General features: G+C 38.0%; 8 protein-coding genes. 3 read left to right on the top strand and 5 right to left on the bottom strand.

Annotated elements, in window-relative coordinates; genetic code table 11:
* Positions 1 to 7 precede the first annotated feature (7 nt).
* Positions 8 to 3,160 (bottom strand): SusC/RagA family TonB-linked outer membrane protein, encoded by a 3,153-nt coding sequence (locus B5X53_RS05800; RefSeq protein WP_101023103.1) that lies wholly within the window; start codon positions 3,158 to 3,160, stop codon positions 8 to 10.
* 405 nt (positions 3,161 to 3,565) lie between these two features.
* Between B5X53_RS05800 and B5X53_RS05795 the strand changes: the two genes are divergently transcribed.
* The 3 genes from B5X53_RS05795 to B5X53_RS05785 all read left to right on the top strand — a co-directional run bounded on the left by B5X53_RS05795 (position 3,566) and on the right by B5X53_RS05785 (position 9,397).
* The gene (locus tag B5X53_RS05795) at positions 3,566 to 6,307 is read left to right on the top strand and encodes a glycosyl hydrolase (protein WP_079712295.1); all 2,742 of its coding nucleotides are present in this window, start codon (positions 3,566 to 3,568) and stop codon (positions 6,305 to 6,307) included.
* A 34-nt stretch (positions 6,308 to 6,341) separates the two neighbouring features.
* Positions 6,342 to 7,472, top strand: coding sequence for a glycoside hydrolase family 88/105 protein (locus B5X53_RS05790; RefSeq protein WP_079712294.1), 1,131 nt, complete (start codon positions 6,342 to 6,344; stop codon positions 7,470 to 7,472).
* A gap of 122 nt (positions 7,473 to 7,594) precedes the next feature.
* Positions 7,595 to 9,397, top strand: coding sequence for an alpha/beta hydrolase fold domain-containing protein (locus tag B5X53_RS05785; protein ID WP_079712293.1), 1,803 nt, complete (start codon positions 7,595 to 7,597; stop codon positions 9,395 to 9,397).
* A 73-nt stretch (positions 9,398 to 9,470) separates the two neighbouring features.
* On the opposite strand, the gene B5X53_RS05780 is transcribed toward B5X53_RS05785, so the two are convergent.
* From B5X53_RS05780 to B5X53_RS05765, 4 genes are read right to left on the bottom strand one after another with little or no spacing between them, the layout of a single operon-like run.
* A complete protein-coding gene (locus B5X53_RS05780; RefSeq protein WP_232764134.1) occupies positions 9,471 to 10,673 on the bottom strand; it encodes a glycoside hydrolase family 88/105 protein in 1,203 nt (400 codons plus the stop codon).
* Between the two features lie 20 nt (positions 10,674 to 10,693).
* Positions 10,694 to 11,926 carry a DUF2264 domain-containing protein gene (locus B5X53_RS05775; RefSeq protein WP_079712292.1) on the bottom strand — a complete coding sequence of 411 codons (1,233 nt, stop codon included), beginning with the start codon at positions 11,924 to 11,926 and terminating at the stop codon, positions 10,694 to 10,696.
* A gap of 2 nt (positions 11,927 to 11,928) precedes the next feature.
* On the bottom strand, positions 11,929 to 13,857 hold the full coding sequence (locus B5X53_RS05770; RefSeq protein WP_079712291.1) for a glycoside hydrolase family 97 protein: 1,929 nt from the start codon (positions 13,855 to 13,857) through the stop codon (positions 11,929 to 11,931).
* The gene (locus B5X53_RS05765; protein ID WP_079712290.1) at positions 13,857 to 16,031 is read right to left on the bottom strand and encodes a glycoside hydrolase family 43 protein; all 2,175 of its coding nucleotides are present in this window, start codon (positions 16,029 to 16,031) and stop codon (positions 13,857 to 13,859) included. Before B5X53_RS05765 ends, B5X53_RS05770 begins: the two co-directional genes overlap by 1 nt.
* Between the last annotated feature and the right edge of the window lie 6 nt (positions 16,032 to 16,037).

Here is a 16,037-nt window from a genome sequence, read left to right as displayed (position 1 = left end):
TTTTTATTTAAATACCGATATCAAGACCTAATGAAAAACTCCTATTGAAAATCATTGAGTTTACATCGAAATCATACCAGTCTACTGCCTGATAAATACTTCCAGGGTTGACAGCTTGTGCGTAAATTTTAAGATTACTTAAGCCTATTCTTGAAGTAAATTCTGAGGAAAAATTATATCCCAGTGAAATATTCCTGATTTTTACAAAACCAGCATCCCTAATACCTAACAGTCCGGAAAACTGATCCTGGGAGCCTGAAGTAGCCTGCCCTAAGATTGGTTTTTGAAATTCACTATCCTGATTATCCGGTGTCCAGTAATCTACATCAATTTGATTAGCCCTGGCGGTCATAGTCTGGCCTCCTATTGAAGCTGTATAATCTAAACGCGAAATAATCAATGCCTGTAACTCGAACCCTTTATATCCTATTGAATTATTCCAGCCTAAGGTCCATCTTGGGTTACGATTTCCAAGAATTATACGGTCTTCTTGAGTCATATCATAATCCCCATTTTGATCCATTGGTCTAACATTACCAGGGGTGAAATTATAACCATTAGCATTCCAAAGATCCATTTCGGCCTGATCCTCGGGTGTATCCTGCCATACTCCTTCATTATCAAAACCATATATAACGCCTATGGATTCTCCAATAAACCACTCGTTATCCACCATATCGTTTTCCCCATATGCCAGTTCATCTATTTCATCCTTTTGCCAGGCGGCATTTATATTAGACTCCCAGAAAAATTCTTCAGTTTCTATTGGAACCACGTTTAAGGATAGCTCTACCCCTCGGTTATTCGTTTGCCCAATGTTTGCCACAGTAGAAGGGAAACCTGTTAAGGTTGGTATATTTACAGACATTAATAAATCTGAGGTAAATGATCTATAAGCATTAAAGCTCCCGTTCACTCTATTATTAAAAAATCCAAAGTCTACACCTAAATTATATTGTGTTGTTTTTTCCCACCCAAGTAAAGGATTAGCCAGGGAAAGTTGGTTAGCTGAATAATAAGGTTCATTTGTAGTATACCCTATACGATTAGACATCCCGTTAAAAGGAATAAAGATTGAAGTAATATCTCCCTTCGTTGCATATGGATCTACTGCAGAGTTTCCCGTAGTACCAACACCTAAACGAAGTTTTAAGGAATTGATCTGTTCACTATTTTTTAGAAAGTCCTCCTGATCTATTTTCCAAGCCAGGGCGGCTGATGGGAAAAAGTCCCATTTACGACCTTCCCCAAGTTGCGAGGCGCCATCCCAACGTCCCGAAACGGTTAATAAGTAACGATCATCAAAACCGTAGTTTAATCTCGCCATATAGGAACTGAGTTGGCGTTCATTAAGGCCGGACCACATATCAGCACTATTTTCAGAATTGGTAATATCTACCTCCCCAAAGTTATACCATAGCATAGATTCTTTCGGAATATTATTAGCATTCATACCTGAATTTTCAATATTCCATGAGGATGCTGTTTGTAATAGTGTTACATCAAAATTGTGCTTATCTGCTATTGTCTTGTTATAAGTAATAATATTATCCAGTGTCCAGGAAAGGTCTCTTCTATTATTTAACCTTGCGAAATTAGTTCCAGGACTTCCGTCTGAATTAATTCTATGGGCTGATGTATTGTCAAGGTAAACACCCTCTCTCCAGTATCGAAAATCAGGTCCAAATCTCACCTGATAATTCAAACCTTCTAATGGATCAATTATTTCTCCAATATCAAAGGTCGCAGACACACTTCCTAAGGCACGCATTGTCTCAGATAGCTGGGTACTTTTGTCCCATTCGTCCATAATGGTATATATGGTTGATTCACCACCCGGGTTAATAACCAGGTTCCCGTCACTATCATATGGAACAGCCATATTGTATATGTTTTTGGCAGCACCGTAAATTGCATTTGGACCGGAACTGCTTCGGCCTCCCAGGGTTGAAAAACCATAATCCTGTTCACTCCAGGACATATTAAAATTAGCATCTAAGGTAAACCAGTCCACAGGCTTTATATTTGTGCTAACATTTGCAGAATATCTTTCATAAAACTGGCCTTTTTGTGTCCCTTTATCATTCAAATATCCTAAAGATGCGTAGGCTTTCATTTTTTCAGTACCACCACTCGCACTAATAGTATGCTCATTTAAAATTCCGGTTTGGGTTACAAAATCTGTCCAATCTGTATTTGTAACTCTGGAAGGGTCCCAGGTACCACCTTCCCAACCTTGCAATACGTTGTCTCTTGAGGTTTGACCATCGAGAGGACTGTCAAATATATTAGTATCATTTTCCAGTGTAGGGGAATTAGGATTAGCATAAGTTTCCGGATCAAGATTATAAGCAGCCGACCTTCTAAATTCAATAAAATCTGCGGCGTTCATTGACGGTGCTCTGTCTACAATCTCTGAAGCGGTAACCGTACCTGAATAATTCAAAGTAAGACGACCAGCTTTTCCTTTTTTAGTAGTAACTATTATAACACCATTGGCACCTCTTGAACCATAAACTGCAGTAGCTGATGCATCCTTAAGAACGTCAATAGATTCAATATCCCTAGGGTTAATAGTTTCAATTGAAGAAGCAGACAATAATGGAATACCGTCTACCACATATAGAGGAGCATTACTTGCTGTTAAGGAGCGATTACCACGTATTCGTACGGTACCAATTGTACCCGGCCTTTCGCTACTTGTAATATCCACACCTGCTGCCTTTCCTTGCAAAGCCTGGAAAGCATTACTAACAGGTTGCGTCATAAGTTCTTCAGAACTTACATTTGCAACTGCTCCAGTAACATCAGATTTCTTTCGAGTTCCATATCCCACTACTACTACTTCATCAAGCTCAGAACTTCCTTCCTCCATGACAATATTATACTCTGTGGCGTCTCCAATGGTAACTTCTGTTTGTTGCATTCCTATAAAAGAAAATACAAGAACATCGCCCTCTGAAGCGTTTAGCTCATAAACTCCATCAAAATTTGTTTGAGTTCCGCTAGTTGTGCCTTCAATAGCCACGTTTACTCCTGGTACCGGTATGCCATTTTCATCAGTAACTGTCCCAGTCACCTCCTTCTCCTGGGCAAAAACAGGAATACTAAATAAGATGCATCCTGTATACATCAATAATTTCCGTACTAAATGTTTCATATAATTAATTGAGTTTATGTGTTTACAAAATATTAACATTCAAATATATTTGCTTTTCTATGCTTAGGTATCCTGTACTGTACTGCATTTTTTTACAAATCATTTAAATTATCTGCCAATAATGCTTGTTTTACACATATTTTGAATAAAATTTTTACAGACCTGGCAAATTATTATAAAGGTATACAGCTCTTTCCTTAACGTTAGTTTAAGAAGAAATATCTATCGAATAATTCAGTATTTTTTACTGCATGAATTATTGAAATTAAGTACCGCTAAATTTTCATAATGAATTATCTATTTTACAGGACGGCACAGGATACCTGCTAAACGCTTAATATTTATTTTTATAAATTAATATTGGTTCTTAATACAGTAAATCCACCAAGGTTTAAACTTTACTTAATGTTCAATAAACTTATTTTTCTTCCACTTTTGGCGTTATGTCTTTTACCTACATACGCTCAGGAAAACCCTAATGATCAACTACTAGAAACTACCTGGCAAAAAGCTGATATAACCACTAAAACCTGGACCCGTTGGTGGTGGATGGGCAGTGCAATTGATAAGAAAAATGTAAAGCAAAATCTAATCGAACTGCATAAAGCAGGAATTGGAGGCGTAGAAATCACACCTATCTATGGAGTGAAAGGAGAAGAGGATAATTATTTAGATTTTTTATCTCCTGAATATCTGGAAATCCTGGATTATACCATTAAAACAGCCGATAGTCTTGAAATGGGGGTTGATATGGTTCTAGGAACGGGATGGCCTTATGGCGGCCCACAAGTAGATCAGGAACATGCCGCGACCAAACTGGTAACAAGAACTTACGAAATAAAGAAAGGAGAACGATTAAAACAAAAGATTGAACCTAAAGACGAAAGAGATCAAACCACTGCTAAACTTAAATATTTAGTAGCTTTTAATGAAGAAGGGAAACACATAGACATCACGCATAAAGTAAAAAAAGATGCTTCGATAAATTGGAAATCTAAAGGCCAGGATCATAAAGTTATTGCTGTGTTTACGGGTAAAACCGGCCAACAGGTTAAAAGAGCGGCCCCGGGAGGAGAAGGCTTTACTGTAGATCATTATTCGCACGAGGCTTTAAATCAATACATACAACCATTTGATAAAGCTTTTGATAAAATTTCGCATAAACCCAGAAGTGTATTTAACGATAGTTACGAAGTATATGCCACCGATTTTACTCCTGATTTTTTTGAAGAATTTCAATCTAGAAGAGGTTACAACCTTAAAACAAAACTTCATCTTCTTTTAGAAGATAATAGGTCGGAAGAAGGAAATAGGGTTAAAAGCGATTACCGGGAAACTATTTCCGATTTATTATTGGAAGATTTCAATATTCCGTGGACGGAATGGGCCAACGAAAAAGGATTAAAAACAAGATTACAGGCACATGGTTCCCCGGGAAATTTAATAGATATGTATGCTTCGGCCGATATTCCTGAATGTGAAACTTTCGGCTCAATGCCCTTTGATATCCCAGGATTGAGAAGAGAAAAAGAAGATATAAGAGAAGGGGATGCAGATCCTGTTATGCTTAAATTTTCATCCTCTGCGGCGCATATTGCCGGCAAACCATTAACTTCTTCAGAAACATTTACCTGGCTTAGGGATCATTTTAAAACGGCACTTTCACACGCTAAACCCGAAGTAGAAGAGCTATTCCTAAATGGAATAAATCATATTTTCTTACACGGGACCACCTATTCTCCTGACCGCGCAAAATGGCCGGGATGGAAATTTTATGCGTCGGTAAACTTTAGTCCTAATAATACTATTTGGCAGGATGCCCCCGAACTCTTTACCTATATAGAAAACTCTCAATCTATGTTGCAAGCCGGGGAAGCCGACAATGAAACACTTCTTTATTGGCCCATTCACGATGTTTGGGATAATTTTTATAAAGGAAATCTGTTTTTTCAGTTAAAAATCCATTCCCTGGATGAATGGCTTCACGATACATCTTTTTATGAAACCACTAATTATTTAATGGATAATGGATATGCCACAGATTTTATTTCTGATAGGTTTATCCACAGAGCCAGTGCTGAAGGCGGTAAAATTAAATTACCTGGAGGCAGCTTCAAAAGTTTAATTGTTCCTGCAAGTAAAAATATGCCCATAGAAACTTTAGAAAAATTAATTGAGTTAAAAAATAATGGAGCACATATTGTATTTACCGGTTTGCCTGAAACCGCTCCTGGATATCATAATTACAAAGAAAGGACTACGAGAATAGAAAAAATTATTGATGAAAACAACATTGAAATTACTAAACTTAATAACCTTCCAGAAGATCTGAAAACTGTTAATGTTCTTCCTGAAGATTTGGTAAATACGGGATTGAAATTCATTAGAAGGAAATTAGGTAACAACAAAATATACTTTCTGGTAAACCATACTTCAAAATCCATAGATCAATATATTCCACTACAAACAACTTCAGATGAAATAATGCTGTTTGACCCGCTAACCGGCGAAGCAGGGAAAGCCGATTCTAAAATAGAAAATGGCAGAACTATGGTGAGAGTACAAATAGAATCGGGTGAATCATTTTTTATAAAAACAGGACTTGAAAAAGAATTACAAGCCTGGTTTTATTATGAACCTGGAAAAGAATCTTACGATATTACAGGTAAATGGACCTTATCTTTTGAAAATGGCGGTCCTGAAATCCCTGAAACAAAGAAAATAGAGGAAATGCAATCCTGGACCGGTTTAGGAGAAAAAGCCGAAGCATTTTCGGGAACAGGAATTTATGAAACTACTTTTGAAAAACCTGATGTTGATGCTGATAATTGGGAGCTTAACCTGGGAGATGTAAGGGAAAGTGCTTCAGTTTACATAAACGAAGAATACATTGGAACAGCCTGGGCAGCACCATTCAAACTAAAAACAGGAGATCTTCTTGAAGGAATTAACAAAATAAAAATTAAAGTAACCAATCTGGCTGCTAATCGCGTTAGAGATATGGAAATTCGTGGCGAGGAATGGAAAATTTTCCACGAAATAAATATGGTAAATAAAGATTATGAAGAATTTGATGCCACTAAATGGGATCCTATGCCTTCAGGTCTTTTAGACACTCTAACCCTTACTCCTTTGCATAAAAACTAAAGCAAATAATTAATAAAAAATACATTTTTAAATTATGAAAAAACATTCTTTACTCGCCTACCTCGTCATTTTTATTAGTGCAAGTTCCTTTGCTCAACAATCTATAGATTTAGATAGAGATGAAGTCTTAAGTCAAATAGAATTGGCCAATAAATACTTTATGGAAAAATGGCCTGATGTTGGAAAAACTATCGTTACAAATATGGAACGTCCAAGCCACATATGGACGAGGGCCGTATATTACGAAGGTCTTATGGCATTACACGAAATCTATCCAAAACAAGATTATTATAATTATGCCCTCGACTGGGCAGAATTTCACGACTGGGGATTTAGAAGCAAAAATATAACCCGAAATGCCGACGACTATTGTGCTGCCCAGACCTATATTGATCTTTACCAATTAGAGCCAAAGCCTGAAAAACTTAAAAATACCCGGGCTGCAATGCAGAAGTTCTTACATACTCCCCAAAATGGAGATTGGGATTGGATTGATGCCATTCAAATGGGAATGCCTGTTTTTGCTAAATTAGGAGTTTTGGAAAACGATGAACGCTATTTTGAAAAAATGCATAAAATGTATATGTATTCTCGAGATATAGAGGGGGAAAATGGTTTGTTTAATCCAGAAGATGGATTATGGTGGCGAGATGCCGATTTTGACCCACCTTATACCGAACCAAACGGAGAAGATTCTTACTGGAGTCGTGGTAATGGGTGGGTAATTGTAGCCCTGGCAAAAGTATTGGATATTATTCCTGAAGACGCTCAGCATCGTGATCAATATATTGAAGACCTTCAAGTTATGGCCGAAGCTTTAGCCAAAGTTCAGCGTGAAGATGGCTTTTGGAATGTGAGTCTCCACGATGAAGATCATTATGGCGGAAAAGAACTCTCCGGTACAGCATCATTTGTGTATGGTATGACATACGGCGTTAATAATGGCTTACTTGATGAAGAAAAATATACACCAATAATTGAAAAAGCCTGGAACGCAATGATCGACGATGCACTTCACGAAAATGGTTTTCTAGGGTATGTTCAATCTACGGGAAAAGAACCTAAAGACGGCCAGCCACTTTCTTACGATAAGGTACCAGATTTTGAAGATTATGGACTGGGATTATTTTTACTTGCCGGTACCGAAATTTATAAAATGGAGTAAACTACCTCGGAGGAAGCTCACGAAGCATTCAATGAGAACCATTATTTAATCTTCGAGGCAAGCCTCGGAGCATTTAAATCTCAATTATTGAGTAATTTTGATGAATTATCAAAAATAAAATTATGAAATATCAAACCAGACAGGGTTTAAGAGTATTCCATTTGGCTATACTCTTAAACCTTATTTGTTTCCCAACCTTTTATGCTCAGGAATCTGTGGAAATCTGGGAAGGAGAGATTCCGGGGGCAATTTTGGCAGAAGATTATACACAAATTGAAAATAAAAATGAGGCCGGTGTAGTTACCGGGATTTCCAAAGTAGTTACCCCAGAATTAAAAATTTTTAAGGCTGAAAACCCAAATAATGCTTCGATTTTAATTCTTCCCGGGGGAGGTTACTCTCATCTTTCGGTAGAAAAAGAGGGGAGAAAAGTTGCTACATGGGCTAATTCGTTAGGGCTGAATGCTTTTGTTTTACACTACAGGCTTCCTTCTGATGAAATAATGGAAGATAAGAGGCTTGCTCCCCTAGCCGACGCCCAACAGGCTATGCGGTTTATCAGAAAAAATGCAGGGAAATGGGACCTCAATCCAGATCAAATAGGGGTTTTAGGTTTCTCAGCAGGCGGCCATTTGGCGGCGAGTCTTTCAACTAGATTTAATGAAAAAATTGTTCAAAAGGACCAGGTAGTTTCAGGAAGGCCGGATTTCAGTATTCTAATATATCCGGTGATTTCAATGGAAGATAAGTTAACCCATAAAGGTTCTCAGGAGAGTTTACTAGGAGAAAATGCAAAAGAAGACCTAATAAAGAATTTTTCGAATGAAAACCTCGTGACAGCCGAGACACCTCCTGCTTTTTTGGTGCACGCTACCGATGATAAAGCTGTTCCGGTAGAAAACAGTCTGGAATATTATAAAGCTTTAAAAGCTAATAACGTTCCTGTGGAGATGCACATATTTGAAGATGGCGGTCATGGGTTCGGATTAGGGAAAAAAGGAACAAATACATTTTGGCCAAACAATCTTGAAAAATGGTTGGATCAGCACCACCTGATTCAAAACAAACCTATGGTTTTTTCTTATTTCACCGGAAATGGCGAAGATGGCCTTCACTTGGCCTATAGCTATGATGGCTACACATGGAAAGCTTTAAATAATGGAAAATCTTTTTTAAAACCAGAATTAGGGAATGAAAAACTAATGCGCGACCCCTGTATTATAAAAGGCGGAGACGGAAAATATCATATGGTATGGACGGTTGGCTGGACCGAAAAAGGAATTGGTTATGCTTCTTCTAAAGATCTCATCAATTGGAGTGATCAGCAATATATTCCTGTAATGGAACACGAAGAAAATGCAAGAAATACCTGGGCGCCCGAAGTTACCTACGACGAAGAAAACGAAGAATACATCATTTACTGGGCAACAACTATAAAAGGAAAGTTTCGTGAAACCCAAATTGATGCCGACGACGGTTATAATCACCGAATGTATTATGTAAGCACTAAGGATTTTAAAAATTTTAGCGACACGAAGATTTTATATGAGCCCGGCTTCAACGTTATTGATGCAAGCATTAAAGAGTATGAAGATATGTTTGTGATGTTTCTGAAAGATGAAACGCGTGAACCTGCTGAGAAAAATATCAGGATTGCTACCGCCAACAATCTGAAAGGCCCTTATAGCAAAGCTAGTGAACCTATTACCGGTGAGTATTGGGCAGAAGGACCAACTTCAGTTAAGATAAGGGATGAATACCTGGTTTTCTTTGATAAGTATATTGAAAAAGAATTCGGTGCAGTACGATCAAACGACCTGGAAAACTGGGAAGATATTTCAGATAAAGTTAGCTTTCCTGAAGATATTCGACACGGGAGTATATTAAAAGTACCGGCAGAAGTCTTGAAAAGCTTACAGGAGTAATGGAAAACTCCTGTAAGTTTAGCTAACAAATTAGATTCCTTTAATATCCATTGAAAACATTTCAATATTATAGTTAAGGATTTTGAGTGTTATTTACATACCTATACATTTCTGAAGCAGCCAGTAAAAAAGCCCCTACTCCAAAATCGGCAGTAGAATTTTTATCCACCACCTGGCCCGGAATGGCTTTTTCACCAATAGGCTGTACATAACCAATAGAGCCATCTTCCTGAAGTGCCGTTTCAGTAAGATATTGCCAGGATTTTTTAATGGTTGGCATATATTCTTCTTTAGCTAAAATTCCATTATTTACTCCCCATAGAAAGCCATAAGTAAAGAAAGAGGTGCCACTGGTTTCCGGGCCGGGCGCGTGCTCTGGGTCTAACATACTTCTGGTCCAGTATCCTTCTTCTTGTTGCGCTTCAGCTAGAGCCTTAGCCATAGTTCTAAAGCGTTCTTCATACTTTTTTCGGTTTTTAGCATCTTCAGGTAAGTCCTGAAGCACTTTAGCAAAGCCGGCAAATACCCAACCATCCCCCCTGGCCCAAAAATCCTTCTTTTCATTTTCACTTTTATGTTCAGGATAAACATATTTTGCATCACGATAATATAATCCTGCTTCTTCATCATACATGATGCTATCGGCATAAGAAAGGTATTCATCCAGTTTATTTAAATATTCCTCATTCCCGGTAACTTTGTAAAGCTTGGTCATAACGGGCATTACCATGTACAGACCGTCTGCCCACCACCAATAATCATTTTCAGAAGTATTCATCTGGTACTCCATTACCTCACGGGCACGTTTAATTTTCGATGGATCGTTTTCTCCTTCTAACATATAAATATCAATATAGGTCTGAAAAGCAATCTGCCAATCCCCAAATAAAACATGCTCGTCGGTTTCCCCGTAATTATATTTCCATTCAGTTTTATCCTCTGATTTGGCGCCCATCCACTCATTCTCTTCTGCCCAGGCCTTGGAATACTCTAAATAACTTTCTTCACCTGTCACTTTATAGGCTTCAATATTTCCGGTATGGTAAGCGGCGTCGTGCCAAAAAGCCCAGCTGTGATCAGGATTCTTATCCTGCCAGTGCTTATTCACACGGTGTATAATTTCCTCTACTTCCTCTTTAGAATCTGGTAAAATCTCTTTTTCTTCAGTATTTGAGGTAGTTTCATTATTCTCTTCTGAATTCTTGCTTTCTCCAAAATTACAGGCCATAAGTAGCCCTGAAACAACTAATAATAAGTAAGTCTTAATTTTAATCATGCTGTTATCTTTATAAATTTTTATTCAGCTTTATCTATAGGAATAGCTTCTCCACTCCAAATTTTCTTTTGTGTCCAGGGGGCTGCCGGAGCACTCCAGAATTCATTATCTTCTTCAAGTCCTAATACTAGAAATGCCTCAGAACATAAATAAAGGCTTCCGGTTGAAATATAGCCTTCGCCAATATTATTCTGACTTCCATAGAATCCAACTTTAAGCCATCCTTCTTCATCAAAGGTTCCTTCTGCTTCAATTTGTTTTTTTATGACCGCGTGTAATGCTGACCTTACCTGAGCAGGTTTAATTTCTTCGGGTAGTTCTTCCCATAATGCTATTTGGGATAATGCCTGAAAAGCTCCAAACCTGTATGCTAACGATCGTCCTATCGGAGGATAAGTACCTTCAGGAGAAATAAGGCGCTCCTGGATTTCGGCATATCGGCTTGCTCTTCGTGTTACTTCCTTTAAATCTTTTTCTTTGTCAATTCCTTCCTCATTTAACGTTTTAAGAATATCGAGCATCATTGGTTGAATAACAAAGCTGTTATAGTAATCCCAGTGGAAATTTGGTCCGTCCCCATACATTCCATCGCCTAAATACCATTCCATATGTTTGTTTAGCGCATAATCCATTCTAACCATATCTGCCTCCTCATCGAACTTTAATAAAGCTGCTTCCACCATTGCGGTGAAAAGTAACCAGTTGCTGTAATAAGGCTTTATCTTCCTGGTAGACTTTAAGGCTTCAATTACATTCTCTTTTGACTCCTCCTCTAAATTACCCCATAATTGATTAGGTGCTCTTAGTAGCGCCTGTGCCAAAAATGCAGCATCAACCAAAGGCTGACGGTCTTCTGAAAAATTCATAAAATCTTTTGCGTCAGGGTCTACCGCATTTTCCAAACTTTTTACACTAAGTTCAATATATTTTTCCCTTAATTTCCCTTCTTCCGTATCGTCTGGCCCAATTTCCAGCCAGGGTGCCATACCGGACATCAACCTTCCAAAAGCTTCTAAATAAGTTACGTGTGTGCGATCGTCCCAGGCACCCGGAGATCGTTCTATGGGCATTTTTTCTTTAAGTTGATCTTTACTCAAAGCTGTTAAAACCGGATCGGCTATTTTTATCAGGGATGAAACATAATATTCCCTCACTTCTTCAGGTTTTTCTTGGGCAAAGCTCATTGTACTGAGAGAGAGAAATAACACTCCCAAGGCAAAAGCTTTTAGAGGTATGTTGTTATTTTTTTTCATATTTAATTATTTTGAATTTTAATTACAAATCCGCCATATGGCTGAACAAAAATTTCAATAGGTTCATTTATTTCGATCTCTTGTTTTGTAAAACCTTCTTTTGCATCAGTAATTAAATAGGCTGATGCAAGATTCTCAATAAAATCAAATGAAATCTCAAATTCCTTGCTTTCATTTTCACCGTTTATTCCTACTATATGCCAGGTTTCACCCTTTCTTCTAGCCATGATCACTTCCTGCCCGGGATAACCCTCAATTAGTTTACTTTCATCCCATTGTACCGGGATATCTCGCAAATATTCTCTAACAAACTCAGGTTGTTTTGCCATCCCGGCCGGAGTTTCTGCAATATGTTGTATTCCTGAAGTAAAAAGGACGGGTAATGCTAATTCAAATGCCGGGGTACTAAGTCGGTTGATATCCGGAATAGTATCTAAAACCATAGGAGTGAAATCCATCGGGTCGTATACATTTCGGGAAAAGGGCAATATTGCCGCGTGGGCCGGAGCCCGATTTGCATTTTCCTGTTCAAAAGTGATGAATTCGTGCCCTTTAACTGCTTCAACAGTCATAAGGTTTGGATAAGTTCTATGCCATCCCCTTGGCAAGGTAGCGCCGTGAAAATTAACTAATAACTTATATTTTGCGGCATCTTCAAGTATGTCGTGATAATAATCAACTACCGATTGCCCATCTCCTCCAAAAAAGTCGATCTTAACACCGGCAACACCAATCTCCTTTAATTTTTTGAATTGATTTTCCCGACTTTCTTTTGTGAGTAATTTACCTTTTGGAGTATAAGGTGTACTATTCCAATCACCTGAAGAATTATACCATAGCAGTAATTTTACCGATTTTTCGTCGGCATAATCTACCAACTCTTGCATACGCTCCCATCCAATATTTTCGTCCCAATTAACATCGATAAGGCAATAAGCCCAATTCATATCGGCAGCGTAGTCAATAAATTTTTTGGTGGTGTAGTAATTTACCGACTCATCTTTTAACAAGGCCCAACTCCACGAAGATAGCCCTGGCTTAATATAATCGGTTTCTTCTTGTTTTGTAGGTTCCGCCAAATCAGTAACAATGGTATTACTAACAACATCTTCAAGGTTGCCAAAGGCTAAAGTACGCCACGGACTTTCCAAGGGCAGTTCCGCGTTAGGTAATAATTCACCTCCCGGAAAAACTTCTTCTTTTTGAGGAAAACTAACTTTTAAAGCATTCTCTTCAGACTTTAACCTACTGGCACTAAAATTTCGGTTTGGCGCGGTTTCAGAAATTAAAATCCAGGTTTCTCCTTCCTTTATTAGTGCCGGATATACCCAACCCTCACCAATTTCGGGCTTAGTATTAAGAGGAATATTCATTTTATAATTCTCTTCATAAGAAGGATTGGTTTCCGCCCAACCGGTTTTTGCTTTAGACATAGGTTGCAACCAGCCCCGGGCTTCTGAAGTAAAATTAAAAGTGGTTTTTTCCTCATTAATTATTTTGACACCCGATTCCCCCTCTGGAAAACGATAGCGAAATCCAAGAGAATTCTCACCTAAATGAAAATCGATCCCCATTTGTTTCTGATCCCCATTTTCTACTTTTAAAGTATATTGATTTGCTGTATAACTAATTTCTGACTGTTTTCCGTGGAAAAGCTTATAATCCTCTGAAACTTCTTCTTTATCTGAAACCTCGATAATTTTAAGGTTTTTTGTGAAATCTGAATCTTCCCTGGACAGGCCTAATTTCGATTCCTGTAAAATGCCCTTATCCTTATAAGAAACCATGTAAACTAATTCCCCATTTTCATTAACGCTCACCTCCAGTTTAATATCATTTGCCGGATTACTGAAGTTCGCATTCTTCATTTCCTGATCGGAACAGGAATACAAAATCACTAACCCAAAAACCGATGCTATAAACTTCCTCATTACTCCGAAGTTTTTAAGGATTCTATCCCTTTAACCGTCGGCTTCACCTTCTTAATAGTACCGTCCTCATCAAACTCCAATTTATCAATGGCAACTTCGCGATGAAATCCGGCTTCCCGTCCCATATCGATACCTTTGGGGCGGGTGAAGCGATGATAAACGATATACCATTCATCTTTTCCCGGCACCTGGATAACCGAATTATGGCCTGTACCATAAATTTCGTTTTCTTCATCTTTTTCAATTACCATATTTTCTTCAGGAATTTCAAGTGGACCAGTTGGCGAGGTAGAAGTAGCATATCTTACCCGGTAATCCGGACTTCTAGTATCGTTTTCTGACCATAGAAAGTAGTATTTACCATCTCTAAAAAACACCTCAGCACCTTCCCTAAACGTATTATCGGGAGTAATAACTTTTTCAGTTCCTTCCTTTAGAGAAGTCATATCTTCATTTAATTCGGCAACCGCCATAAATCCGTTACCCCAATACAAATAGCTTTTTCCGCTTTCGGGATCGGTAAAAACATCAGGGTCGATGACCTGACCACCTTTTACCCCTTCCGGTTTTTCTGAAATTAAAGGCTCCCCGATATCTTCAAAAGGCCCTTCAGGTTGATCTGCAACCGCTACCCCAATTTTTTGGGCGGCTGTGAAGTAATAGAAATACTTGTATTCTCCATCTATTTCCTTTTCAATAGCGCAAGGAGCCCAGGCATTTCTATCTGCCCAGTCCACATCTTTTTTAAGGTCTAAAATTGTACCCTCATTTTTCCAATTGATTAAATCTTCTGAAGAAAAAGTTTCAAAATAAGTGCCTGACCATCCGTGAAAGCCATCGCTGGTTGGATACAGGTAATACTTTTCTTCCCTTTCTGAATATATAATTTCAGGATCGGCGTAATAACCTTCAACAACAGGATTATTAGCTATTTCTACCTGAACTTTATAAATTTTCTCTTCACCATTGGCTAATTTCACAGTGTATTCCTGTACACCGTTTTCGAAGTTTTTAGCTTCAGGATTCGTGATTTCAATACTGGGAAAAGTTCCTAATTCAGGATTAAAACTGCTAAGATCGGTTCCATTTTTAACAGGTAAGTAGATAGACTTTTCAGCCTCGTCTATTATTATATTTTTCTGCTTTACTGCTGAAGAATTACTCCCGGTAATTACCGGAAAATCATCTGAAGGAAATGCCTCCAGGAGTTGATTTACTTCTTCTTCTGTAATTGGCAATACTGTACCGTGACGCGGGTGAAAATTCATAGAAATATCTTCGCTTACCAACTCAAAATTTTTCAGATCGTTACTTTCAGCAAATTCATATCGACCATCCATATAAACATCATACATTAAAATATATTTATCTGAATCTATGAGTTTAAAAACCCCGCTACCTTCTACCGCCTGGTCGGTTTGGTCTACATTACCTTCCATAGGCTCGTAGCCGCCGGTCAAACTATCTGAAATCGCTACTTTTATCCCTTTATCTTCATCTCCCTCAGTTTTATAGAAAAGATGGAATTTACCGTCCTTTTTAATGATGTCACCATCTATACTGGCCATTTCTTTAGGATTGTAAAATAATTGTTTAGGAGTCGTCTCGAGTTCAGTAAAATCTTCATTGGCGTAGGCATAGTAAATCTTGTCATAACTATCAGGCTGTAACATGGAAAAATAAACCATATATTTTTCTTTTTCCTCATCGTAAAAAGTTTGCGGTGCCCACACCCTGCTAACATCTGAAAATTCCTCAAAAGTATCCGGGATATTAATGACCGTAGAAGTCCAATCGATTAAATTATCAGATTTTAACAATACCATTTCAGTATTACTCCAACCGTTCTGAGTCAACAAATCGGTCACCACCATTCTAAAGCTTCTATTGGCACCTCTTAATATATGTGGGTCACGAACACCACCGGTATTGCTGATTTCTTCAGAACTAATTATAGGCTCATTATTGTTAAGGGCATAGTAGTTATAGCCGTCTTCACTAAGCGCATAACGAACGGCCTCTTCGCCTTCACCATTACCGGTAAAATATGTAAATAGGTAGGCTACATTTTCATTTTTATTATACTCACTTTTTTCAGTGTTTTCACAGGCATATAACAAAAGACTTAATACCGATAGCAGGAAGTACTGGAATACAGAATATTTTTTTTTCATTTTAAA

Origin of the sequence: Salegentibacter salinarum, assembly GCF_900168115.1 — a bacterium.
Classification (GTDB): domain Bacteria; phylum Bacteroidota; class Bacteroidia; order Flavobacteriales; family Flavobacteriaceae; genus Salegentibacter; species Salegentibacter salinarum.
This window is presented reverse-complemented; position numbering and strand designations above follow the sequence as displayed.

Excerpts from the sequence above, each read along its gene's own strand:
- B5X53_RS05800 (WP_101023103.1), bottom strand. The coding sequence starts at position 3,160 with ATGAAACATTTAGTACGGAAATTATTGATGTATACAGGATGCATCTTA.
- B5X53_RS05795 (WP_079712295.1), top strand. The coding sequence starts at position 3,566 with ATGTTCAATAAACTTATTTTTCTTCCACTTTTGGCGTTATGTCTTTTA.
- B5X53_RS05790 (WP_079712294.1), top strand. The coding sequence starts at position 6,342 with ATGAAAAAACATTCTTTACTCGCCTACCTCGTCATTTTTATTAGTGCA.
- B5X53_RS05785 (WP_079712293.1), top strand. The coding sequence starts at position 7,595 with ATGAAATATCAAACCAGACAGGGTTTAAGAGTATTCCATTTGGCTATA.
- B5X53_RS05780 (WP_232764134.1), bottom strand. The coding sequence starts at position 10,673 with ATGATTAAAATTAAGACTTACTTATTATTAGTTGTTTCAGGGCTACTT.
- B5X53_RS05775 (WP_079712292.1), bottom strand. The coding sequence starts at position 11,926 with ATGAAAAAAAATAACAACATACCTCTAAAAGCTTTTGCCTTGGGAGTG.
- B5X53_RS05770 (WP_079712291.1), bottom strand. The coding sequence starts at position 13,857 with ATGAGGAAGTTTATAGCATCGGTTTTTGGGTTAGTGATTTTGTATTCC.
- B5X53_RS05765 (WP_079712290.1), bottom strand. The coding sequence starts at position 16,031 with ATGAAAAAAAAATATTCTGTATTCCAGTACTTCCTGCTATCGGTATTA.